Origin of the sequence: Snodgrassella sp. B3882 (assembly GCF_026535915.1) — a bacterium.
Taxonomy (GTDB): domain Bacteria; phylum Pseudomonadota; class Gammaproteobacteria; order Burkholderiales; family Neisseriaceae; genus Snodgrassella.
In genome coordinates, this window is the sequence record NZ_JAFNPF010000006.1 from 1 (window position 1) to 23,700 (window position 23,700).

Here is a 23,700-nt window from a genome sequence, read left to right on the forward strand (position 1 = left end):
GGTTTTTTTCGGACCGTCTTCAGCGAAGAAGGCGAACTATACGCCCCATCATTTTCTATGTCAACTCTTTCTCCGCTTTATTTTTAGTTTTCTCCAAATTTCATTGTTTCTATTTGGTTTTTATTTTGATCTCTTTTGCCATTTATTCATTTGCAATTTCATCCTGACTGTAATTGATGATTTTTTTTATCTGGGTCTGTTCTGCTTGACTTAGGGTAGTCAGTTTTAAGGTTTGAATGGCTAAGGCCTGGTACAGGTTTTGCTCTTGTGTAGTTAAAGAATGCCAATGCTTGGAGATGGTATGCATGTCTCCGCGACTGATCGGCCCGGTCAATGCTTCAGCCGGTGAGAATTGTTGCAATTGGTTGAGGTTTTGCAGCATTAATTGATTAACGAGTCGATCTGCCAGATTGTCGGGAATGGAAATGGATTCCAGCATATTGCGCGCATAGTGGTTTAATGCCACTAAAAAATTAGCACTGGCAGAAAGTGCCGCATGGTAACGTGCTTTTTGCTCGCTGCTGACAATAAAGGTTTCTAATCCTGCGCTTTGAGCCAGTATTTGTAATACAGGTTGTACCGCTTCGGCTGCTTCAATGGCACACAAATGTCCCGGAAGTGTAGATATGGCTGTATCAATATCGGAAAAGGCAAAGACAGGGTGCATAGAACCAGTTAATGCCTTTTTTTTATCGGGCATAAGTACGCTGCTTGCCAATGCTCCACTAAAATGTATAAGTATTGTATCGGGCGTCATCCACTGCATACGACTGACTTTTTCAGCCATGATTGGGAGAATTTGATCACGCAGTCCAAAAACAATTATCTCTGCCGGCGGCATGTCGTTTAGGTCTGAGATTATTTCTATATGGGGTAATAGATGTTGTAATTGTCTACTGGCAGAAATGCTACGATTCCAAACTGATTGGATATGAACTTGGTTACTTCGATGCCACAATACTGCCATTGTCGTCGCAACTTTTCCTACCCCAATGATATTTATACGTAATTTTTTAGGTTTTGAAGCTAATATTTGTTTGGTCTGTACTGTGTTCATCTTTTCCGCTTTAGTCTGAGTATGCAAATTATTGGTTTATTCCTTATATGGTAATTGAAGCCAGATGATCAACACGGTACACTTGGGCTCTTAGGTTTATTTTTTATATTTTTAGTCAAAATTTTTTTAGGCAATTATGCTAATGAAAGCTGCTTTTAATGTTAAATCCGGACGTTTGGATGTTCTGTCGCTACAGCTTCTAACAGATAATTTAACTCTTATTAACAAAGAGTTACAACAAAGAACGGAACGTTTTGGTAATTTGCGTAATATGCCTTTTACACTGGACATGCATCGTTTCAACAATCCGGACATGGTGGATCTAGGCAAGCTGATTGCTCTATTTGCTCGTTATAATCTGCGGATTGTCGCTATTCGTCATGCTGATGAAGCTTGGGCTCATTTGGCCAGTGAATTTGGCATTGGCTTTGGAGTTTTACCCGAAGAACAGGCACATTCCTGGGTGAAAGCAGCAGGAAAAGCGATAACTGAGCAAAATGAAGAGCCTGTTCCTAATCCAGCCAAGCCGCAAGAAGTGAATTCTGTATCGCCTACCCTGATCATTAATCGGACGGTACGAACGGGACAGCAGATCTATGCAGAAAAAGGTGACTTGATTGTTATGGGGCTGGTTAGTGAAGGTGCAGAAATCATTGCTGACGGCAATATCCATGTTTATGGTCCGTTACGTGGTCGGGCACTTGCCGGAGCTGCGGGCAATAAGGAATCGCGTATTTTTGCACAGTCCATGCAAGCTGAGTTGGTTTCGGTTGCTGGGATTTACCGTATTTTTGATCAGCAACTACCTGCACATTTAGATAGCCAGCCTGTTCAAACTTATTTACAGGATGATCGTTTGATATTAAGTGCTATTCATGGGCATTAAATGTGTCGAAATTGGATTAGGGTTTTAGTTAGTAACAAATTTGATTAATTTCACAAAAGGAATTGAATTGTGGCAAAGATTATTGTGGTGACCTCAGGTAAGGGTGGTGTGGGTAAAACCACAACCAGTGCCAGTATTTCAACTGGACTGGCATTGGCAGGTCACAAAACTGCGGTAATTGATTTTGATGTTGGATTACGCAATCTGGATTTGATTATGGGTTGTGAACGTCGGGTGGTATATGACCTGATCAATGTTATTCAGGACGAAGCAACACTTAATCAGGCATTAATTAAAGATAAGCATTGTGACAATCTTTTTGTTTTACCCGCTTCGCAAACACGCGATAAAGATGCCTTGACACGTGAAGGCGTTGAAAAGGTTTTGAATACGCTAGCCAATGAAATGGGTTTTGAGTTTATTGTGTGCGATTCACCAGCTGGTATTGAACAAGGCGCATTGATGGCTTTGTATTATGCCGATGAAGCAATTGTTACCACTAACCCTGAAATTTCTAGTGTACGTGACTCTGATCGAATTTTAGGGATTTTATCCAGTAAGTCACGCCGTGCCGAAACCAACGACACGCCGGTAAAAGAACATTTGCTGATCACTCGCTATTCCGCGGAACGAGTAGAAAAAGGTGAAATGTTGTCCGTTCAAGATATTCAGGATATTTTACGGATTCCTTTAATTGGGGTTATTCCTGAATCGCAAAATGTCCTGCAGGCTTCTAATGCCGGTACGCCAGTAATTTTGCAGGAAAATTCTGTAGCGGCTGAAGCGTATAAAGATGTAGTGGCTCGTCTTTTGGGTGAAGATCGACCTATCCGCTTTGTGGATACGGAGAAAAAAGGCTTTCTCAAACGTTTGTTTGGAGGTTAAGCCATGTCTTTAATGGATTTTCTTTTTGGGAAAAAACAGCAATCGGCTCAGGTAGCGCGTGACCGTTTGCAAATTGTCATTGCTCAGGAACGCGCAACGCAAACGCCAGACTATTTGCCGACCTTGCAAAAAGAATTGTTACAAGTGCTGTCAAAATATGTTCATGTTTCTTTGAAAGATATCCAAATTTCTCAAGAAAAGAAAGATGGGATGGATGTGCTGGCGCTAAACATTACTTTACCAGAATCTGGAATAAAAAAGGTCAGTGAATGACATTGACGGAATTACGTTATATTGTAGCGGTGGCGCAGGAAAAGCATTTCGGGCGCGCCGCTCAACGCTGTTATGTTAGCCAACCAACGTTATCCATAGCGATCCGCAAATTGGAAGAGGAATTAGGTCTAACCTTATTTGATCGCAGTAGTAATGAAATTATTACGACAGAATCGGGGCAACGGATCGTGGATCAGGCTCAACGAGTGTTGGAAGAAGCCGATCGAATTAAGCTAATGGCTAATAAGGAGAAAAATGAATTAGAAGGTATTTTCAAACTGGGACTGATATTTACGATTGCGCCGTATTTATTGCCCAAGCTCATTTTGTCATTACGTCATCAAGCTCCAGGAATGTGCCTGCAACTGGATGAAAATTACACTTCTGTGCTCACGGATTCGTTGAAGCGCGGCGATCTGGATGCAATAGTGGTTGCAGAACCCTATCATGAAGCTGGACTAGAAACGATACCTTTGTATGATGAACCCTTTTTTGTCATTGTGCCTAAAGGACATAAATTTGAACATTATAATGAGGTGACAACGAAGCAATTAAGTGATGAACGAGTTTTGTTACTCACTGAAGGTAATTGCATGCGCGATAATGTATTAGATAGCTGTCAGGATTTGGCTTCTCGACAAAAGATCTTGGGTTTATCAAACACTATTCAAGGTAGTTCAATCACCACAATACGCCATATGGTAGCCAGCGGATTGGGTATTAGTGTAATGCCGGCTACGGCATTAACTGAAAATGATCATTTACTCTTTAGTATTGTTCCATTTGCACAACCCACTCCAACTAGGCGCATCGTTTTGGCATCAAGACGAAATTTTGCCCGTCCTAAAGCTTTGCAGATGATAAAGGATGCTATTTTAGCTTCTCATCTGTCTGGAGTTCGGTTTATAAGCGATAATAATTAGTCATCGTTCAACTACCATGTAGCAGCTGATGTTACCCATGTTCATCCGTGAGAAAAAAGTGTTAAATTAATCAACAGTGAATGCTGATTATTTGGCACTTCTAAATTCCTCATCGAAGAAGCCATGTAATGCATACAGAATGAATAATTAAATGAACTATTTATATCAAATATTGCTGTTTGAGATTGTTAAAAGACTGGCATATTGCCATTTTTTTCAAATTTTGCTTTATCAAAAAAAATAAACTCATCCATATGGTCGTCATTCAATGAAAAATGAGGAAGGATTAGATTTACCTCATTTCCCATTAAGAACAGCTGATTTAGCTAGTGTAAAAGGGACATCTTCTGCAAAAACAATAAATAAGGGTCATTAAAAGTTAAACTATCTTATTCAGTTTATCGTTCAATATAGGACCATAAGCGATACTTTTTTTTCGTAAAATACCACGAATGGATAAATATTTTAGCAATACAATGTCTTGCTAAAATATGAATTTGATGAATACATGTCAATCTCGCCTGGCAAGGTTGCGATAAAACTTTTGAAGATTCGACATATGGCTATCGCCCGATATGATTTGATCTTATTGATAAAATATTAAATTGGCATTTATTTTATGGATGAATGATTTTGCAAAAAAACGCTAGCAAATTATTTTAAAAAATGTGCCCATACAAAAACAATGACACAGATGATACAAGGATTTATGTCAGGCAAAATGGGGATGAAGATTGGAGAAAATTTTTCTCTCTTCTGGCAATAAACATCATAACTAAATCATTTACGCTATATTTTATGAAAGGCTTATATCCAAATAAACGATGTTTGGATTTGTTATGAATATTCTGAGATATTGAGTTTTTAAAACGCTTATTTTATTCAATATTAAATACTCCTACTTCCAGATTTTTTTGTTTTGATGCTGATAGATAGATACTGTTATAAAAATAATGAGTAGCTTGCTACGCTACTGCTTGACGAAGGCCTGTTCTGAAGACAAAACATTGTCTTGTTTTATTATTGGAATAAAAGCTGAGTTATTAGTAACGACTTAACTCTTGTTTTAATACCCGAATGTTTGTGAGACGATCACTAACATTTTGTTGCCATTTCTGGATTTGGACAGCTACTCCACGTTTTTTGGCTAAATCCAATTGTTTTTGCGCTAAGGCTAAGGCACGTTGCTCGCTATTGATATCCCGTTGTACTAATTGCTTTGGCGTCAATTTAGGTGGCACAATGATCTTTGCCGGAATAACGACATTTTTGTTTGGATATTTGCCAAAATTTTTATTAGTTTCTTGTTGCCGCAAATGAACCCCAAGCTTAGGTGTCGGCGGAACTTTCATCAGATCGCCATCTCGACCAAACTCTGCGCTGTACCATAGGCGTTGTAGTTCCTCGAGCCGCGGTATGTTTACCCTATCCAGAGACCTTGCCTTTATATCGCTAGCATCTGTAGGAGGATGTTTGGCCACCTGACAGTTAACATCTAATGGTGAGGTAGTATAGCTAACATGGTTATTTTGCAGTGGGCAGGCATACCAGATGAGTTGTTCTGGCTCGCTGGCACCTTCACTTTTAACTTGTTCTTCTGGTTTTTCCTCTGCCCATGCAAAATTGCTGAGGCCAATAAGCAGCGAAAAAAAAACTATTTTGCAGGTGTCGAACAGTTGTCTTCTCATGATTGTACTAACGTGGGTTATTGTTCCTAGTTTGGAAAAATTTTGATTGTGATGCTAATAATCTAAAACAATTCTGCCTTGCATGAACTCATAATTTGGTTATACCTGTCTGTTAGCTTTGATTTTTTTATTATATTATTCTAATCATTATAATTTCAATAATAACAATTTAGCCCTTGCTATGCATTTATCATGCTGGTCACTATGGTAGAGAATGATAAATTAGGAATGGTTATTTTCTACTATTTTTTAGCCCAAGATCAAATCTTTCAAATTCTTATTTTGAGCAACTACATGATCTTTCAGCTGTGGGATTTATTCAGAATATAAGTTTTGCTGCGCTTAAGGCAAAGATACGTTGGGGGCAATGGATAAAGATAAGACCAACTTTTTATTTTTAAAATGATCCAATCAGTTCTATCTTATCTATCAGTTAAATTTCAAAAACTGTCGTTAAGTTTAAATTTGCTCTACTTTTAGGCGAAACATTATTCTTGTAGAGATTAATTATGCGCCGGATTAATGAAATCAAACTTTTCACTTAGCACTAATTTAAAAAAAACAGTCTGATGCTTGTGATGAGACCAGCTTGCGGATGATCATTTAGGAATGACAAAAGCAGCTAATGATATGATCGTTGACTAATCCCATGGATTGCATGAATGCATAGCAGGTAACCGGACCTACGAAGACAAATCCGCGTTTTTTTAATTCGCGCGATAGGCTTTGGCTAATGACTGTTTGAGCGGGAATACTTTTGAAGCTGGGGTAGTGATTTATAATGGGTTGGTTATCCACAAATGACCAGATAAATTGAGAAAAATTTTCTCCGTTTTCTTCCATTTTCAGGTAAGCACGCGCATTGGTGATGATGGCAGAAAGCTTACCAGGATGGCGTATTAGCCCAGAATTCTGTAATAAGGGCTCGATGGAAGTCATGGCCGCTATTTTTTCAGGATTAAAATGAAAGAAGCAGCGACGATACTCTTCACGTTTTTGCAATATAGTCAGCCACGATAAGCCGGCTTGCTGCCCTTCCAGGCATATCTTTTCAAATAATTTATGCCCGTTTTTCTGAACTTTTCCCCATTCATGGTCATGATAATGCTGTTCAAGCTCGGTATTGCCCACCCAGTCACAACGGTTAATCGTTTTTTGTCTCATGATTTTACCAACCTATTCAGCTAAGAATTAATTCTTTAAGGATATACGGAAAGCATGGCTGCGAAAATGTTTAATGCATCCACGTTTGAAATAAGGTAAATAATCCTAGTAGACAAAAGAGGATACAGGCACCAAGGCGAATGCCTTTGAATGGCAGACGTGCCATCAGCCAGTTACCTAAGAATATTACTGGTACATTGGCGAGCAATAAGCCTACTGTACTACCTAAAACAATGGCAGTTAGATTTTGGTATTGAGCAGCCAATAAGATGGTAGCAATTTGGGTTTTGTCTCCGACTTCTGCCAGAAAAAATAATATTAAGGTGGCCATAAAGGGACCGTAACGCATAAACCGTGTATCCAGACCGTCTTGTTTATCAGGTTTAAGTAACCATAGTCCAACAATGAGGAAACTACAACCCACTATCCAGCCCATCAATTGTGGCGTAAAAAAACGTGCTACTTCGATGCCAAACCAAGCGGAGACGAGATGATTCAATAAAGTAGCACATAACATCCCGCCAATGATGGCATATTTTCTGGCAAAGCGCGTCGCCAGAAACAAGGTAAGTAATTGGGTTTTATCACCGATTTCGGCAAGTGCGATGGGAAGAACGGAAGAGAAAAACGCATTCATAATTATTATGTCATTACCAATGGCGGGTGATAGACGAAGACATGATAAAGCGCCCTCCATAGTAGCTTTAACTTGTCTTAAGTCTCGTTAATCCACCACTTGGTTAGACGTTACGACCATACAGTGAACACTGTAAATATGTTGATCGCAACCATAGATTTTCAGATAAATCTATGTAACTACTCCCTTAATTAAGGCGATAATTATAACTGTTTTTCGGAAATAAAAAAGCGTTTTTTTTGAATATTGGTTATGGTTAGCAATCAATATAAATAAAACAGGCTGCCTGTTAAGACAGCCTGTTTTAGGTTGAAATTATTAATGGTTTAATAGTAGCCTAATACTTTCCACCATACACCACCGATTACAACAAAGATCAGCAGTTCAACTACACTCATGATGAAGCCGGCTTTCCACCATTCACCCAAAGTCACATAACCGGATCCGAAAATTACCGGAGAAGTCCCTGTGGCATAATGGGTTAAAGTCATCATGATGCAAGAAGCAGAAGCCATCAGTAAGGCAAACAGCATTGGAGGAGCACCAAGAGCAAGACCAGCAGCATAGAATGCGGCAAACATGGCAGTAATGTGGGCAGTGGTACTGGCAAACATATAATGAGCATATAAGTAAGCCAACAGTAACAATGAACATGAACCCATCCAACCCATTCCCAGGCTACCGATGCTATTTTCCAATACTCCAGAGAACCAGGTGATCAGTCCAAGCTTGTTGAGGAATGTGGCCATCATAACCAGTGCTGAGAACCAAGTGATGGTGTCCCACGCGCTTTTTTCTTTCAAAATGTCATCCCAAGTCAACACCCCGGATAACAAGAGCAATGTCAGTCCGATAAATGCTGTTGTGGTTGGATCAACAGTTAGTGATGGTCCGAAAATCATGGCTGGGATGCCGGCCCATAATAGCAACAGAACGGCAAAGATCACCAACATGATTTTTTCATGTGCCGTCATTGGTCCTTGCTCTTTCAAGCGTTCTTTTGCAAACGCTACGGCATTCGGAGTTTGTTTGAGTTCTGGTGGATACAGCCAGTAAATGATCAACGGCATAATGGCCATGGATACCAGACCCGGTAATAACATAGCTAACGCCCAAGTGCCCCATGAAATATGGATATTGGAGTTAGTTGCTTTGGCAACCAGATCAACAACCAATGGATTAGGTGCGGTAGCGGTAATGAACATGGCTGAAGAAATTGGATTAGCATGATAGTTAACCAATGCCAGAAATTTCCCCATTTTCTTCTCTGTTCCTTTTTCCGGATCAGAGTCATAACTGGATGCAATGGATTTCATGATCGGGTGAATAATGCCACCGCCACGAGCAGTATTACTCGGTGTAATTGGTGCCAGTATAAGTTCTACCAATGCCAAGCTGTAAGCTACACCAATGGTTCGCTTTCCCCACAGACCAATGAAGATATAGCCCACACGCGCGCCCAGTCCAGTTTTCAGCAGACCGCGTGAAATCATGATGGCTACACCAATCAACCAAATCAGAGGACTGCCAAAACTGCTCAAGGCATCTGCCATGGCTTTACTTGGTTTATCATTGGTTACGCCAGTCAGAGCGACCAGCATAATGGCGATAATGGATAGTGCGCCAATAGGCATTGCTTTACCAATAATTGCGGCGATAACACCGACAAACATAGCTAATAAATGCCAAGCCTGAGGCGTAACACCTTGTGGTACCGGAATAACAAACCAGATGATTAAGCCTAATGCTAGCGCAATGACGGAGGGTATGGGTTTAAACCCGATTTTTTGAGGCATATTATGTACTCCCGAATCATGAAGATTATTGTTAGGACAGCCAGAAAAAATTTAAATTACAAGAAAGGGAATGACTTCACAGACATGACCCGATCTTGCACAAATAAACATCATTCAGCGTTCATAATTATACTATGAATCTCTCTCTTATTTTACTATTATTATCCATAAGAATATTAATATTAATCAATTTAATGAGTTAAATATATTTTTGTCAGTTTAGACAGGAAAAATGGGGCTATAATATAAATTTTGTAAGTTAACGCTTGAAATACTTTTGCCCATACCCATTTAGAAATCATTAGTTACTGTATAGAGGGTAGAGACAGATCGCTCTGTCCGTTTTTAGCCTGAAATATCAAGGTTTAAAGTACAAATTTTATTTAGGAGATTTAAATTATGGCAAAAGTAATCGGTATTGACTTGGGTACCACCAACTCTTGTGTTGCCATTTCTGAAGGCGGTCAGACTAAGGTAATTGAAAACGCAGAAGGTGCACGTACTACTCCTTCTATCGTTGCCTATTTGGATGATAATGAAATTCTGGTGGGTGCACCGGCTAAGCGTCAGGCGGTAACCAATCCTAAGAATACAATTTATGCGGTTAAACGCCTGATCGGTCGTAAGTTTGATGATGCGGAAGTTCAGCGTGATATTGAATCGATGCCTTTTAAAATAGTTAAGGCAAATAATAATGATGCTTGGGTTGAAGCCCACGGCGAAAAACTGTCTCCTCCGCAAGTTTCAGCTGAAGTATTGCGTAAAATGAAAAAAGCAGCTGAAGATTATCTGGGTGAACCAGTTACTGAAGCGGTGATTACCGTTCCGGCTTATTTTAATGATAGTCAGCGTCAGGCAACTAAGGATGCGGGACGTATTGCAGGCCTGGATGTTAAACGTATTATTAATGAACCGACTGCTGCTGCGCTTGCTTTTGGTATGGACAAAGGCGAAAAAGGCGATCGTAAGATTGCAGTTTATGACTTAGGTGGCGGTACTTTCGATATTTCCATTATTGAAATTGCGGAAGTTGATGGTGATAAACAGTTTGAAGTATTGGCTACCAATGGTGATACTTTCTTAGGTGGTGAAGACTTTGACCAACGCCTGATCAATTATATTATTGATGAATTCAAAAAAGATCAGGGTATTGATCTGAAAAATGATGTTATGGCTCTGCAACGCCTGAAAGAAGCGGCAGAAAAAGCCAAAATCGAACTTTCAAGTGGTCAGCAAACAGAAATCAATTTGCCATATATTACTATGGATGCAACTGGTCCTAAACATTTGGCGATGAAAATCACCCGGGCGAAATTTGAAAGCTTGGTAGAAGATTTGATTACACGTTCTATTGAACCATGCCGTACAGCCATTAAAGATGCCGGTCTGAGCGTTAATGATATTAATGATGTGATTTTGGTTGGCGGTCAAAGCCGTATGCCAAAAGTACAGGAAGCAGTTAAGGATTTCTTTGGCAAAGAGCCTCGTCGTGATGTGAATCCAGACGAAGCTGTTGCAGTTGGTGCAGCTATTCAAGGTGCAGTACTGGCGGGTGATCGTAGTGATGTATTGCTGCTGGACGTTACTCCATTGTCACTGGGTATTGAAACCATGGGTGGCGTGATGACTAAACTCATCAATAAAAATACCACTATCCCAACGAAAGCTACTCAAACTTTCTCTACCGCAGAAGACAATCAAAGTGCGGTAACTATTCATGTATTACAAGGTGAACGTGAGCGTGCTTCGGCCAATAAGAGCTTAGGACAGTTTAACTTAGGTGATATTCCACCTGCTCCTCGCGGTGTACCACAGGTTGAAGTCACTTTTGACATCGACGCCAACGGTATTTTACATGTATCAGCTAAAGATAAAGGTACTGGTAAAGAAGCTAACATTACTATTCAGGCTTCTTCTGGTCTGAGTGAGGAAGAAATTGAACGCATGGTTAAGGATGCTGAAGCCAATGCAGCCGAAGACCGTAAGTTGACTGAGCTGGTTGCCAGTCGCAATCAGGCTGAAGCATTGATTCACTCTGTGCGTAAATCTTTAACTGAATACGGCGATAAGCTGGATGCTGCGGAAAAAGATAAAATTGAAACAGCCATCAAAGAAGCTGAAGAAGCCGTTAAAGGAGAAGATAAAGCAGCCATTGACGCTAAAACTGAAGCCTTAGGTTCAGCCAGCCAGAAACTGGGTGAAATGATGTACGCTCAAGCCCAAGCTGAAGGTCAGCAATCTGCTGCAGATCAAGGTGAACAACCTCAGAATAAGGGCAATGACGATGTAGTCGATGCTGAATTCGAAGAAGTTAAGGACAAAAAAGACTAATTTCCCGTCTGTCAGACCATAAACAGCTGTGTCTGACTAAATGAATTTACGTTGATCTTGTTAAATGACTGGTTCCTATTTGAGATAGGAACCAGTTTTATTTTATGCTTTTAAATTTATGCCATATTAATATTATGTTTATGGAGCTGGTATTGCTCTGGCTAATAAAACTCGTTATATTTCCTATATGATTGAATACACTTAAATATTTTATTTCAGATAACCCATAATTTTAAACCGTAATGTGGTTTATTTTAGTTGTTATAGGAGAGATAAATGGATTTCAATATTCTATTAATCTTGCTGGCTTTATGCTGCGCCATATTAACCGGTGGTTTCTGTGGTCGTAGTCAGTGCTGGGGACCTTGGGTAATGTTAATTGGCGTGGTGTGTATTCTCTTTCTAATTATGACCATGATTTATCAATTGTCGCGTATATTATGAATTCAGACTGAAAAGTAGCTATTGCTGCTATTGATAACCATGATTTTGATTAGCCAGGTTTAAAGTTTTTGTATTAGTATAAACCAATGGTCTCTATCATTAGATGTTAATGGTTGAGAAATTTGCATACATAGAATTAAAAAATGGGAAACCAGCATGCGAAATAAACTAGAAAAAATGACCTGTATTGAAGACCTGCGTAAAGTAGCCAAACAAAAATTACCAAAAATGTTTTATGATTATGTGGATACAGGCTCTTGGACTGAATCGACTTACCATGCAAACTGTCAGGATTTTCAACCTATTAAGTTACGGCAGCGGGTTTTAACTGATATGACCGGTCGAACTTTGGAAACAACGATGGTTGGACAGCAGGTAAAGATGCCCGTGGCGCTGGCACCAACCGGTCTGACAGGCATGGTGCATGCTGATGGTGAAATTTTGGCTGCACGGGCAGCGGAACAGTTTGGCGTTCCATATACTTTATCAACGATGTCTATCTGTTCGATTGAAGATATCGCCGCCAATACGAATGCCCCTTTCTGGTTTCAACTGTATGTCATGCGTGATCGTGCTTTCATGCGCGATTTAATACGACGGGCACAGGATGCCAAGTGTTCGGCATTGGTGGTGACTGCAGATTTGCAGGTATTGGGGCAACGCCATAAAGACATCAAAAATGGTCTATCCACTCCACCCAAGCCAACTTTGCGTAACTGGTTGAATTTAGCTACCAAACCTGAATGGTGTTTGGCCATGCTTAATACCCAACGTCGTAGTTTTGGCAATATTGTCGGACATAACCTCGGGGTCGCGGATACAACATCCATTGCATCATGGACAGCAGAACAGTTTGATCCTAAATTGAGCTGGGATGATATTGCCGAAATTAAAAATCTTTGGAACGGAAAGCTGGTTATCAAGGGCATCCTTGATGCGGAAGATGCAGAGATGGCGGTAAAAGCAGGTGCAGATGCAATTGTTGTCTCCAATCATGGGGGGCGCCAGCTCGATGGTGCGCCATCTACGATTCATACCTTACCTCACATACTTTCGGCGGTTGGCAGCCATATAGAAGTGTGGCTGGACAGTGGCATTTATACCGGTCAGGATGTTCTTAAAGCCATTGCTTTAGGCGCCAAAGGCACGATGATTGGCCGTGCATTTTTGTATGGGCTGGGGGCTTTTGGTGAGGAAGGAGTTAAGCGCGCTTTAGAAATTATTTATCAAGAGATGGACATTTCTATGGCGTTTGCGGGTAAAACTGATATTAAAACGGTTAATAAAGATATCCTGATTCCAGGCACTTACCCTGTAGCTAATTAATTAATTGTTGTTGCATCAATGCACTATTTGATCAGATATTTTATAACCATCTGGCTAAGGGGGTACAGTAATGAATAGTCGCAATGGTTAACTTGAATATTCTGATAACAATAGGTGACAAAGCAAGCATAGCCCGCTATGCTTGCTTTTTTGTCGCATTCTGAATGATATGAACATTACTGAGAAAATTGCTTCTGAATTGAACGTCCCTGCCAAAAGTGTGCAATCAGCGATTGATTTATTGGATGATGGCGCTACAGTGCCGTTTATTGCCCGTTATCGCAAAGAAGTTACGGGTGGTTTGGATGATACTCAGTTACGTACATTATTGGAACGCCTGCACTATCTGCGCGAATTACAGGATCGAAAACAGACGGTATTATCTAGCATTGAAGAACAAGGTAAGCTCTCGGAAGAATTAAAACAAGCAATCGACGCGGCAGATAATAAAACGTTGTTGGAAGATCTCTATCTACCCTATAAGCCGAAACGTCGAACTAAAGCACAAATTGCACGTGAAAATGGTTTACTACCCTTGGCAGAGGCTTTGCTGAGTCAACCAGAGCTTAATCCTGAAGTGGTTGCAACAGAATATCTTTCCGATCATGTTAGTGACGCAAAAGCCGCACTGGACGGTGCTCGTGCTATTTTAATGGAAAAATTTGCTGAAGAGGCCGAATTGATGGGAATGCTGCGTGACAAGCTGTGGCGTGAAGGTCAAATTCATGCCACTGTTATAGCGGGACAGGAAGTTGCCGGTGAAAAATTTAAAGATTATTTTGATCATGTAGAATCATTACACTCTATCCCCAGCCATCGGGTACTGGCGATGCTACGTGGACGCAATGAGGGGATTCTAGCGATCAATGTGCAATATCAAGCAGACGAGACACCCATTACCGAACAAAGTGCCTATGAACAATTAATCGCTGCTCAGTTCTCAATTGCTGATCTCGGTCGACCAGCCGATCGATGGTTACGCGATACCGTTCGCCTTAGCTGGCGTGCCAAAATCTTTTTATCACTGGAACTGGAAGCTTTAACCCGCTTAAAGGAAGCAGCTGATCAGGCAGCCATCAGCGTATTTGCCCAAAATCTGAAAGATCTATTGCTGGCTGCTCCAGCTGGACGCCTAACTACATTAGGTCTTGACCCAGGTATCCGCACCGGTGTGAAAGTTGCCGTGGTCGATGACACAGGTAAATTACTGGAAACCACCACCATCTACCCACACCAGCCACGCAATGATTGGCAGGGTTCCCTAGCAGTGCTGGCGCAACTGGTTCTTCGGCATCAGGTGCAATTAATTGCCATTGGAAATGGAACCGCAAGCAGGGAAACGGACAAGCTGGCGGCTGATTTAATCCGGTCGCTTCCTCAACAAGGTCTGCAAAAAATTGTGGTTTCTGAGGCAGGAGCATCCGTGTATTCAGCCTCAGCATTGGCAGCAAAAGAATTTCCTGATCTGGATGTTAGTTTGCGTGGCGCCGTTTCGATTGCCCGCCGATTACAAGATCCATTAGCAGAACTGGTCAAAATTGACCCCAAATCAATTGGCGTTGGTCAATACCAACATGATGTTAATCAAACCCAATTGGCTAAAAGTTTGGATGCAGTGGTAGAAGATTGTGTTAATGCTGTGGGTGTGGATGTAAATACAGCTTCAGCGCCATTATTGGCCCGTATCTCCGGTTTAAATACCACTTTGGCCAACAATATTGTCAGCTATCGCGATAGTCACGGTGCTTTTACTAATCGGCAAACATTGCTTAAGGTTCCTCGACTAGGTGAAAAAACCTTCGAACAGGCAGCAGGATTTTTACGTATTCAAGGTGGAGATGAGCCTTTGGATGCCAGTGCAGTGCATCCAGAAAGCTATCCTGTGGTCAGCCGGATGCTGGCTACTGCTCATTTGCATGCAACCGAATTGATTGGTAACCGTCAAGCTATCAAAGCTTTGAATCCATCTGATTACATTCAAACCAATGTTGGCTTGCCCACTATTCTAGATATATTGGCTGAATTGGAGAAACCCGGACGAGATCCACGCGGTGAATTTCATACCGCCACTTTTGCTGAAGGTGTAGAAGACATTAAAGATTTACAGCCAGGAATGGAATTGGAAGGTGTGGTCAGCAACGTGGCCGCCTTTGGTGCGTTTGTCGACATCGGAGTACATCAGGACGGATTAGTACATGTCTCAGCCATGGCTGACCGTTATGTAAGCGATCCTAGGGAAGTGGTCAAAGCCGGTGATGTGGTCAAAGTCAAAGTAGTTGAGATTGATATTGCGCGGCGTCGCATTGCCTTAACTATGCGCTTACAGGAAGAAACAAAGCCATCTTCAGATCGGCAAAAAGGTAAGGCTCAGCGTAGTAACAAAACACTCCAACCTAATTTAGCCAACAATGCCATGGCTGAAGCCTTTTCCCGTCTTAAAAATCAGTAAATGGTTAATCAATGAGGGCGCAAAGTGCCCTCATTGATCGAGTAAAGGTCGATTTAGTGTTGTTGGCTATGTTCAGCATTGATTGGCGCTTCAATTTCGATATCATGACTTAAATCAAGACGATACAATATTCCATATCCAGCCAAAAAAGACGTCGATTATAGGGCTGATTGCAATGTTCTAATATATCGGTTTTAAATTTCTCGACAAATTTCTCAACATCAATATTTTTCATAGTGCACTCTTCTTCACTAATATGATATGAAAATTTGATTGTTTTATCTTTGCAGGTTTTATCAGTTAAAACCATACCATTTATTTTAAATGGTTAGCGGTGTTGCACCTTTTGGATTTTTCGCTTTACATATTCCACATCACTGTTTTAATCCGTGTCTGACTGAATATTTGTTGGGGTTGTAGATAAAGACGATGCGGGAACTGTCTAGATTGGATTTGCTGATAAAGAATGACATGAAGCTAATAGATTGATACACGATAAAGTAATAAATTTATTCTTTATATTTCTTCTTCAAACAAGTTTTATCTATATTATTAAATTAAGAAATACACCATGACTCGAATTTTCTTTATCGCAGACGTGTATATTGAATTCAAATAATCCGGTATTTAGGGACCAAGTATATTCTTTGATTTTTTTTGAAAACAAAATTGAAGCTGTAATGATAATCAATTTTGTAGAACTTGAAGATAGGATATGATTTGTTTACTTAGAAAACAACACATTTATCTTTGTGTACAGTTGAAATAAAAAAGGGAAGCATCCGCACCCCTTTAGTTTTCGATATGGAATTGATCTTATCGACAATCTTTTGCACTTATCTTTAATTCCACCTTTGATCCATCTTGGAAAAGATAAGTGTACATAATGGCATTACCATCTAATATAAAAGGTTTACTATCTGGCAGATCACATGCCATATATAAAGCGTTTTTTATTTGCTCTGCAGACGAGTTTTTACTGGTGACACGTTTATCAGTAATAGTGTATGTATAATAAATCGTGTTATTTTCAAATTTCAAGTCAGTCAAATCCATACCATACATTTTGATTGGTAAACGTTGTTGCATAATTTGGATGTTTCGCCTTAATTCACTATGCATATCAGTTCCAGACTGAGTATTGGATGATGCTGCATGAGTATTGGATGATGCTGCATGAGTATTGGATGATGCTGCATGAGTATTGGATGACGCTGCAGATGAAGACGAAGCTGGAACCATTTCAGCTGGTATTGCCAAAGCCGTTGACACTTGGGTTTGAGATGCTTCTATTTTAGTGGCATCTGACGCAGAATCTTTTTTAGAGGATTCTGAATTGCAAGCTGTCATGAGCCCCATGCAGAAAAAAATCGCAATTAGTTTTTTCATCTTTATATAATCGTTTATTTAGTTTAAGAAATGTTAGTATATTACAATCGAATTGCGAATGATAAAATTTATTTTTATTCTTAAATAAAAAGTTTCAATTTTATTGTGATTATTTATCGATCCAAGATATAGCTGATTATTAAATTTACTTTAACTTTATTAAGAACGTTGATTAAAAATATAGTGGCTCCTCTGTTACAGTCTGGCGATTATTCTTAATTGATACTGACTAATAGATAACTCTTTAACTTTTCTCAATAATAAATAATTAATTGTATTATTTTCTCAATTAATGCTGCTCGTGGGTCATATCTATACCATTCGTTTTCATCGCCTAACGATATTATATTTATTCAGGATGACGCGTTGTAATTCACCTTCTTAATTACCTTATAGATGAGCATCTCTCGGTAATGTAGATAGAGATGAAAACGAGAGCTATCTCGGTTATTGCTATTGGTAATAGCATAGCAAAGAGCCTTTAGACTAATACAATTTAGCATCATTTATTTATTGTCGCGACTTTTTAGTTAGATTTTATCTGAATAAAATTTTATTCTTGTGTTTTTTTAAAAGCGATAGGGTAGCTGTAATGATAATTATATTATTTGAGAATCTTAACGATAAAATGATACATCATTTAATAATATCATCATGATCAATTCATCTTTTATGCTTGATTAAAAGAATAAGGGGCGCGCATCTGCACCCCCTTTATTTTAGAGCATAAATTTGATCTTATTGACAATCTGTTGCACTTATCCTTAATTCCACCTTTGATCCATCTTGGAAATGATAGGTGTACATAAAGGCATTACCATCTAATATAAAAGCTTTACTATCTGGCCGATCACATAACATCAATAAAGTATTCTTAATTTGCTCTGCAGAAGCGTTTTTACTGGTGATATTTTTATCAGTAAAAGTGTATGTATAATAAATCGTGTTATTTTCAAATTTCAAGTCAGTCAAATCCATACCATACATTTTGATTGGTAAACGTTGTTGCATAATTTGGACTTTTCGCCTTAATTCACTATGCGAATCAGTTCCTGACTGAGTATTGGATGATGCTGCAGATGAAGGCGGAGCTGTAACCATATCGGTTGGTGTTGCTGATTCATTGGTTTGAGAAACTTCAATTTTAGCAGCACCGGATGCAGTATGTTTTTTAGAAGATTCTGAATTGCAAGCAGTCATCATACCCATGCAGAAAAAAATCGCAATCAGTTTTTTCATCTTTGTATAATCGTTTATTTAGTTTAAGTAATGTTAGTATCTTACAATCAAATTGTGAATGATAAAATATATTTTTAATTCTTTAATTAAAGTTTCAACTTTATTCTAATTATTTATCGATCCAAGATATAGCTGATTATTAAATTTACTTTAATTTTATTAACTACGTTGATTAAAAATATAGTGGCTCCTCTGTTGCAGTCTGGCGATTATTCTTAATTGATACTGACTAATAGATAACGCTTTCCCTTTTCTCAATATATATATATTAAATTGACCAATTTTCTCAATTTATGCTCAAGCATGATCATATCCGGCCCTTTTACTTTCATCGGTGTACATGGTTGTACTTTTAGATATGTCGTTCTATTTCACTTTTTCAAATCTGATTCTGGCATAGGCCTAGCCAATATGGCTGATGGAGATGTAATTAAAGCTGTTTTAACTTTAATTTAAATAATGCATAACAAGAACCAAGTAAACCGATGCAAAATAGAAAGTATAATCTGTTCATCATAGTTACATTTAACTAGGTCAAATTAGATCAAGATCGGCTAATAAAGACATAAGGCGAATTTAGATTTTTTCTGCTTCTGTATATCAAATTTTAATTTTCTGATTTTTATCATCGGGTTTATGTATTTGCTTATGAAAGCGATGTTAAAGCTGGAATAATGAATATATTCGATTTAGATATTAGAAATCAGAATCCATTCATTAACAATAATATCAAGATAAACACAATTATCATCTTGTACCAAAAAGAATAAAAAAGGGGCGCATCAGCACCCCTGTAGTTTCAGTATAAAATTTTTATTATTGACAGTCTTTTGCACTCATCCTTATTTCTACTTTTGATTTATCCTGAAAATGATAGGTATATAAAAAATCATATCCCCCGGAAAGAAAACGTTTAATATCTGGCTGATTACAACCCATTAATAATCTTTGCTTTAATTGCTCTAGAGGGACTTTTTTACTGGTGATATTTTTATCAGCAAAGTTGAATGATTGATAAATAGTGTTGTTTTCTAATTTTATTTCAGTTAAATCCACACCATTCATTTTGATGGGTAAATTTTGTTGCATATTTTGGATATCGCGCTCAATTTGACTTCTTATATCAGTGCTTAACTCACTATTTGTCGATGTTACAGCGGGAGGTGATGCAGGGGTTGTCTCAGTTGATGTTGCAGGTACGCTGGTTTGAGATGCTTCTATTTTAGCGGCATCTGAAGCGGAATCTTTTTTAGATGATTCTGAATTACACGCAGTCAAAAGACCCAAGCAGAAAAAAATCGCAATCAATTTTCTCATCTTTGAATACTCGTTTATTTAGTTAAGTAATGTTTATATTTTACAATAAAAATTCAGTTTAATGAACAAATAATTTTATCTTTCTCATTGATTTCACCAGACTTATGGTTATCAGCATTTAATACTCTGCGATGCATTACTTTTCCATTTTTGAATTGAGATTAAGCCTCAAAATCGATGTATATTGCGAACTAATCGCTCCTTAATTTTTGGGAAGTTATATTTAAGCCAGCTAAACTACGCTGTTCATCTTGAGCCGATAATCTAATTAGACCCCTTTTCGAAAAAAAATCTCGCTAGCACCAAGACTCGATAGTATTTTGATCTTAGTACAGTTGCTACTAAAAGAATTTCTACTACAAGTATTGTAAGCTTTCTTTGACTGTGCCACTCTGCGAAAATTTTATTTGCTGTTACAAACTAAGTTCTGTAGATTGGAAATTGAAGTAGCGTGAGCAAGATTAAAATTCTCTTGCATTTGAAAAAAATGGTGCCGAGCATGAATAAAACACTGAGTTATGCATTACGAGCCAGAATTTCGGTATAGTATTTATTCAAAAGGAGAATCGTTGATAACGCACCATCTGAGGATGAAATTCTTTGGGTTGGAGGTTGTTTAGGTTGCTACAATTTGTGTGATTTATTCTATATTAAGTATCCTCGGATGTTATCTTTAATTTATTTTTTTCTGGCGGCATTGGCTGAAATCAGTGGCTGTTTTGCTTTCTGGGCATGGCAGCGTCTGGATAAATCTATTTTTTGGCTACTTCCAGGATCAATATCGTTACTGCTTTTTGCTTGGCTGTTAACGCTGACACCAACCAATATTGCTGGTCGTAGTTATGCGATATATGGAGGAATATATATTTTTGTTCCTTGGGATGGTCGTGGCTGGTTGAAAAGTCGATACCAGACAAATGGGATATCGTTGGTGCAACCCTCTGCCTACTCGGCGCAGCGATTATTTTACTCATGCCTAGAGGATAAGGATTAACTTGCATTTTTTCTTAGAAATCTTAGATTTACGTGCACAGTCAGTGACAAGGCTAATTTCCGAGTCTAAACTACGTATATTCTTGCTTACCATCAAATCCTATTGTTACTTATGATTTTGAAAAGTTTAATTACCTTGTCACTAGGGACATTTGCCTTAGGCATGGCCGAATTCAGTATGATGGGCATTTTGCCAGATGTGGCTAATGCTCTGCATATTTCCATTGCTCAAGCTGGTCATTTTATTGCTGCCTATGCAATTGGGGTGTGCTGTGGTGCCTGGCTGCTGGTACTAAGCTATCAGCTTGCGCCCAAAAACATTTTATTGGCCTTAGCCGCACTTATTGCTGGTGGCAATTTAGTCGCCGCCGTTGCACCTGGGTATACAACCTTATTGATTGGTCGTTTTATTGCTGGATTACCCCATGGGGCTTATTTTGGTATTGGATCCATTGTTGCAACCAAACTTGCCACACCAGGGCGTTCTGCTCAAGCCGTAGCCATGATGATTGCAGGTATGACTGTAGCCAATCTGCTGGGGGTACCTGTTGCCACTTGGCTTAGCCTGCATTTCAGCTGGCGGCTGGTGTTTTTGCTGGTATCGATTGTGGCAATTCTATTGATTTTTGCCTTAAAACGTTTTATTCCAGAAATTGAACGCTTACCGAATACAGGAATTTTGGGTCAGTTTCGATTTTTAAAGTCGGCTGCCCCTTGGCTGATACTGGCGGCAACGGCATTGGGTAACGGGGGAATTTTTTGTTGGTTTAGTTATATTAGACCGTTATTAACGCAAGTTTCAGGCTTCAATAACAATCAGGTTGCTGAGCTAATGATTCTAGCAGGTGCCGGTATGGTATTGGGTAACTGGTGTGGTGGCCGTTTGTCGGATCGTTACACGCCTGGACAAGTTGCTGCGACTTTACAAGGTATTGCGGCAATGGCTTTATTACTTATCTTCTTATTCGCTCACGTTGGTTGGCTCTCGGCTACATTAATGTGCTTGTGTACATTCTGCCTGTTTGCTGTATCTGCACCTCAGCAATTACTGCTTCTGCGCCATTCTCCAGGAGGTGCATTGTTGGGCGCTGCCAGTGTACAAATGGCATTTAATCTGGGTAACGCGCTGGGTTCTTATAATGGTGGACTAGCCATCAGCCATCACTTAAATTACCAATATCCAGCATTAATTGGCGTACCCATGGCATTGTTAGGCTGTGGCTGTTTGCTGTGGTTTCATCGTCGCTATGAACAACCGATCATAACAGGGTAAATATTAGAGTAATCTTTGATGTCTAAACACTTTACCGCGATATCAAACAAACAAGCTCCTCAATGCTTAAAAAAAAGCCATGAAATAGTATTATGATCATTGTGGCACAGGTACCCTTTTCAGCAGAAATGGTTCAATAATTGAGAAGAGTTAGCCAAATTAGGTGAGACTGCATTTACAAACAACTGGCATATATGGTCGCCTGTTTAGATTGGCGCTAGAGGTTTATATACGATTGGATCTTAATGAAAATATTTCAGAACACGTTTTTTGCAAAATATAAAAAAAGCTTTTTGTTCGGTATAGTTATATTAGCCACTATCAGTTATGCAATAGTTCATTTTGGCTATCTTGCAGTAGATCGGTCTAAAATTGGCACTGTTATTGATCAATTTAACGGCGTTAAAGTTTACTATAATGGTTCTGTCGGTAATGTTAGTGGGCGCAATCTGAGCAAAGACGGCTATAACTTGGGGCAAAAATATCAGTGCGTAGAGTTTATCAAGCGATATTATTATGAGCGATTTAATCATAAAATGCCGGATAGTTATGGACATGCCAAAGATTTTTTTGATGCAGCTGTGATGGATGGTCAGATTAACCCGAAACGTAATTTGCTGCAATTTCACAATGGTTCTCCGACTAAACCTGAGGTGGAAGATATCATTGTGCTTGGATGGAGCAAACATGGTCATGTGGCTATTATCAGTCAGGTAAACGATCATGAAATTGAAATTGTGCAGCAAAACCCTGGCCCAAATTCACCCAGTCGGGTAACTTATCCTTTGATCTATCAAAACGGAAAATGGAAAATAGATCATTTCCGTGTTTTAGGCTATTTAAGAAAACCGCATACGCAGCCTCTTTGAGCTTAGAACAGGCAGATCAAATCAAAAGATACTTCTTTGCTTACAGTGTGTAGATTAGTGTTTAATTTGTTGCATGATCTATTTTTATCATTTTGTACAACTATCAATAAATACCCAAGATGAATGATCAAATTGAAACTCATCCATTAAAACCGTTTTTGCCAACTCAGGCAAAATTATTAATGTTGGGCTCTTTTCCACCGCCGCGCGCTCGCTGGAAAATGAATTTTTATTATCCCAATTTACAAAATGATATGTGGCGAATTTTTGGCTTGATCTTTTTTCACAATAAACACTACTTTTTTTCTGACAATCATAAAGCCTTTAATGAAACATTGATTAAAGAGTTTCTGCAACATTATGGCATCGCCATCAGTGATAGCTGTTTGCAAATTCGACGACTACAAAACAATGCAGCAGATAAATTTCTTCAAGTTATCACGCCTGTTAATCTGCAGGCATTATTACAGCAAATACCCTGTTGTCAGCACATTATGACTACTGGTGACAAAGCAACTTCTACTCTGATCCAACTGTTGCCAACAGATACTGTGGTGCCCACAATTGGTCATCCGAGTCACACTCAAGTAGCTGGACGACAGTTAACCCTAAGCCGCCTTCCCTCTTCTTCCCGGGCCTATCCCCTTGCCTTAGAAAAAAAAGCAGAAATATATCAGCACTATTTTCAATCCATCGGTCTTATTTAACCACCTCGGGTAAATATTCCAACATAATTCAATAAATAGCTGTTATTTTGTCCT

The 23,700-nt window shown here is 39.2% G+C and carries 19 protein-coding genes and 1 pseudogene; 12 read left to right on the forward strand and 8 right to left on the reverse strand.

Going from position 1 to position 23,700, the window contains the following annotated elements; genetic code table 11:
* Window positions 1–142: 142 nt before the first annotated feature.
* Window positions 143–1,057 carry a Rossmann-like and DUF2520 domain-containing protein gene (locus J3U68_RS10190; protein WP_267376673.1) on the reverse strand — a complete coding sequence of 305 codons (915 nt, stop codon included), beginning with the start codon at window positions 1,055–1,057 and terminating at the stop codon, window positions 143–145.
* A 142-nt stretch (window positions 1,058–1,199) separates the two neighbouring features.
* Here J3U68_RS10190 and minC point away from each other — a divergent pair, with 142 nt between their 5' ends.
* From minC to J3U68_RS10210, 4 genes are all read left to right on the forward strand, one after another.
* Window positions 1,200–1,943, forward strand: coding sequence for a septum site-determining protein MinC (gene minC / locus J3U68_RS10195; protein WP_267376675.1), 744 nt, complete (start codon window positions 1,200–1,202; stop codon window positions 1,941–1,943).
* Between the two features lie 69 nt (window positions 1,944–2,012).
* Window positions 2,013–2,828 carry a septum site-determining protein MinD gene (gene minD, locus J3U68_RS10200; protein WP_267376678.1) on the forward strand — a complete coding sequence of 272 codons (816 nt, stop codon included), beginning with the start codon at window positions 2,013–2,015 and terminating at the stop codon, window positions 2,826–2,828.
* Window positions 2,829–2,831: 3 nt separating this feature from the next.
* A complete protein-coding gene (gene minE / locus J3U68_RS10205) occupies window positions 2,832–3,101 on the forward strand; it encodes a cell division topological specificity factor MinE (RefSeq protein ID WP_267376680.1) in 270 nt (89 codons plus the stop codon).
* Window positions 3,098–4,024 carry a hydrogen peroxide-inducible genes activator gene (locus tag J3U68_RS10210; RefSeq protein WP_267376682.1) on the forward strand — a complete coding sequence of 309 codons (927 nt, stop codon included), beginning with the start codon at window positions 3,098–3,100 and terminating at the stop codon, window positions 4,022–4,024. The genes minE and J3U68_RS10210 overlap by 4 nt, the downstream gene beginning before the upstream one ends.
* A gap of 1,043 nt (window positions 4,025–5,067) precedes the next feature.
* Here the strand turns inward: J3U68_RS10210 and J3U68_RS10215 are convergent.
* The 4 genes from J3U68_RS10215 to J3U68_RS10230 all read right to left on the reverse strand — a co-directional run bounded on the left by J3U68_RS10215 (window position 5,068) and on the right by J3U68_RS10230 (window position 9,297).
* Window positions 5,068–5,712, reverse strand: coding sequence for a hypothetical protein (locus tag J3U68_RS10215; RefSeq protein ID WP_267376683.1), 645 nt, complete (start codon window positions 5,710–5,712; stop codon window positions 5,068–5,070).
* Between the two features lie 603 nt (window positions 5,713–6,315).
* Window positions 6,316–6,876 (reverse strand): DNA-3-methyladenine glycosylase I, encoded by a 561-nt coding sequence (locus J3U68_RS10220; RefSeq protein ID WP_267376685.1) that lies wholly within the window; start codon window positions 6,874–6,876, stop codon window positions 6,316–6,318.
* A 70-nt stretch (window positions 6,877–6,946) separates the two neighbouring features.
* Window positions 6,947–7,513, reverse strand: coding sequence for a TMEM165/GDT1 family protein (locus tag J3U68_RS10225; RefSeq protein ID WP_267376688.1), 567 nt, complete (start codon window positions 7,511–7,513; stop codon window positions 6,947–6,949).
* 326 nt (window positions 7,514–7,839) lie between these two features.
* Window positions 7,840–9,297 (reverse strand): DASS family sodium-coupled anion symporter, encoded by a 1,458-nt coding sequence (locus tag J3U68_RS10230; protein WP_267376732.1) that lies wholly within the window; start codon window positions 9,295–9,297, stop codon window positions 7,840–7,842.
* A 411-nt stretch (window positions 9,298–9,708) separates the two neighbouring features.
* On the opposite strand from J3U68_RS10230, the gene dnaK reads away from it, so the two are divergent.
* The 4 genes from dnaK to J3U68_RS10250 all read left to right on the forward strand — a co-directional run bounded on the left by dnaK (window position 9,709) and on the right by J3U68_RS10250 (window position 15,859).
* The gene (gene dnaK, locus J3U68_RS10235; protein ID WP_267376690.1) at window positions 9,709–11,640 is read left to right on the forward strand and encodes a molecular chaperone DnaK; all 1,932 of its coding nucleotides are present in this window, start codon (window positions 9,709–9,711) and stop codon (window positions 11,638–11,640) included.
* 276 nt (window positions 11,641–11,916) lie between these two features.
* Window positions 11,917–12,084, forward strand: a complete 168-nt coding sequence (locus tag J3U68_RS10240; RefSeq protein WP_267376692.1) for a hypothetical protein — start codon at window positions 11,917–11,919, stop codon at window positions 12,082–12,084.
* Window positions 12,085–12,240: 156 nt separating this feature from the next.
* On the forward strand, window positions 12,241–13,410 hold the full coding sequence (locus J3U68_RS10245) for an alpha-hydroxy acid oxidase (RefSeq protein WP_267376694.1): 1,170 nt from the start codon (window positions 12,241–12,243) through the stop codon (window positions 13,408–13,410).
* A gap of 169 nt (window positions 13,411–13,579) precedes the next feature.
* Complete coding sequence (locus J3U68_RS10250) at window positions 13,580–15,859, forward strand: Tex family protein (RefSeq protein WP_267376696.1); 2,280 nt, start codon at window positions 13,580–13,582, stop codon at window positions 15,857–15,859.
* Between the two features lie 816 nt (window positions 15,860–16,675).
* Here the strand turns inward: J3U68_RS10250 and J3U68_RS10255 are convergent.
* The 3 genes from J3U68_RS10255 to J3U68_RS10265 form a co-directional block, all read right to left on the reverse strand.
* Complete coding sequence (locus J3U68_RS10255) at window positions 16,676–17,248, reverse strand: hypothetical protein (RefSeq protein WP_267376698.1); 573 nt, start codon at window positions 17,246–17,248, stop codon at window positions 16,676–16,678.
* A 738-nt stretch (window positions 17,249–17,986) separates the two neighbouring features.
* Window positions 17,987–18,487: a hypothetical protein gene (locus J3U68_RS10260; RefSeq protein WP_267376700.1), complete on the reverse strand. Its 501-nt coding sequence runs from the start codon at window positions 18,485–18,487 to the stop codon at window positions 17,987–17,989.
* Window positions 18,488–19,303: 816 nt separating this feature from the next.
* On the reverse strand, window positions 19,304–19,804 hold the full coding sequence (locus tag J3U68_RS10265; RefSeq protein WP_267376702.1) for a hypothetical protein: 501 nt from the start codon (window positions 19,802–19,804) through the stop codon (window positions 19,304–19,306).
* A 664-nt stretch (window positions 19,805–20,468) separates the two neighbouring features.
* On the opposite strand from J3U68_RS10265, the pseudogene J3U68_RS10270 reads away from it, so the two are divergent.
* From J3U68_RS10270 to J3U68_RS10285, 4 genes and pseudogenes are all read left to right on the forward strand, one after another.
* Window positions 20,469–20,791: pseudogene (locus tag J3U68_RS10270) on the forward strand (YnfA family protein).
* A gap of 118 nt (window positions 20,792–20,909) precedes the next feature.
* Window positions 20,910–22,070, forward strand: a complete 1,161-nt coding sequence (locus tag J3U68_RS10275) for an MFS transporter (protein ID WP_267376705.1) — start codon at window positions 20,910–20,912, stop codon at window positions 22,068–22,070.
* Between the two features lie 245 nt (window positions 22,071–22,315).
* Window positions 22,316–22,939 (forward strand): CHAP domain-containing protein, encoded by a 624-nt coding sequence (locus J3U68_RS10280; RefSeq protein ID WP_267376708.1) that lies wholly within the window; start codon window positions 22,316–22,318, stop codon window positions 22,937–22,939.
* Between the two features lie 119 nt (window positions 22,940–23,058).
* Entirely contained in the window at window positions 23,059–23,646 is a 588-nt protein-coding gene (locus tag J3U68_RS10285) for a uracil-DNA glycosylase family protein (RefSeq protein ID WP_267376711.1), read from the forward strand.
* The last annotated feature ends 54 nt before the right edge of the window (window positions 23,647–23,700 follow it).

Excerpts from the sequence above, each read along its gene's own strand:
- J3U68_RS10245 (WP_267376694.1), top strand. The coding sequence starts at position 12,241 with ATGCGAAATAAACTAGAAAAAATGACCTGTATTGAAGACCTGCGTAAA.
- J3U68_RS10250 (WP_267376696.1), top strand. The coding sequence starts at position 13,580 with ATGAACATTACTGAGAAAATTGCTTCTGAATTGAACGTCCCTGCCAAA.
- minE (WP_267376680.1), top strand. The coding sequence starts at position 2,832 with ATGTCTTTAATGGATTTTCTTTTTGGGAAAAAACAGCAATCGGCTCAG.
- J3U68_RS10255 (WP_267376698.1), bottom strand. The coding sequence starts at position 17,248 with ATGAAAAAACTAATTGCGATTTTTTTCTGCATGGGGCTCATGACAGCT.
- J3U68_RS10220 (WP_267376685.1), bottom strand. The coding sequence starts at position 6,876 with ATGAGACAAAAAACGATTAACCGTTGTGACTGGGTGGGCAATACCGAG.
- J3U68_RS10280 (WP_267376708.1), top strand. The coding sequence starts at position 22,316 with ATGAAAATATTTCAGAACACGTTTTTTGCAAAATATAAAAAAAGCTTT.
- J3U68_RS10285 (WP_267376711.1), top strand. The coding sequence starts at position 23,059 with ATGAATGATCAAATTGAAACTCATCCATTAAAACCGTTTTTGCCAACT.
- minC (WP_267376675.1), top strand. The coding sequence starts at position 1,200 with ATGAAAGCTGCTTTTAATGTTAAATCCGGACGTTTGGATGTTCTGTCG.
- J3U68_RS10240 (WP_267376692.1), top strand. The coding sequence starts at position 11,917 with ATGGATTTCAATATTCTATTAATCTTGCTGGCTTTATGCTGCGCCATA.
- J3U68_RS10190 (WP_267376673.1), bottom strand. The coding sequence starts at position 1,057 with ATGAACACAGTACAGACCAAACAAATATTAGCTTCAAAACCTAAAAAA.
- J3U68_RS10225 (WP_267376688.1), bottom strand. The coding sequence starts at position 7,513 with ATGAATGCGTTTTTCTCTTCCGTTCTTCCCATCGCACTTGCCGAAATC.
- J3U68_RS10265 (WP_267376702.1), bottom strand. The coding sequence starts at position 19,804 with ATGAGAAAATTGATTGCGATTTTTTTCTGCTTGGGTCTTTTGACTGCG.
- J3U68_RS10260 (WP_267376700.1), bottom strand. The coding sequence starts at position 18,487 with ATGAAAAAACTGATTGCGATTTTTTTCTGCATGGGTATGATGACTGCT.
- J3U68_RS10210 (WP_267376682.1), top strand. The coding sequence starts at position 3,098 with ATGACATTGACGGAATTACGTTATATTGTAGCGGTGGCGCAGGAAAAG.
- dnaK (WP_267376690.1), top strand. The coding sequence starts at position 9,709 with ATGGCAAAAGTAATCGGTATTGACTTGGGTACCACCAACTCTTGTGTT.
- J3U68_RS10275 (WP_267376705.1), top strand. The coding sequence starts at position 20,910 with ATGATTTTGAAAAGTTTAATTACCTTGTCACTAGGGACATTTGCCTTA.
- J3U68_RS10215 (WP_267376683.1), bottom strand. The coding sequence starts at position 5,712 with ATGAGAAGACAACTGTTCGACACCTGCAAAATAGTTTTTTTTTCGCTG.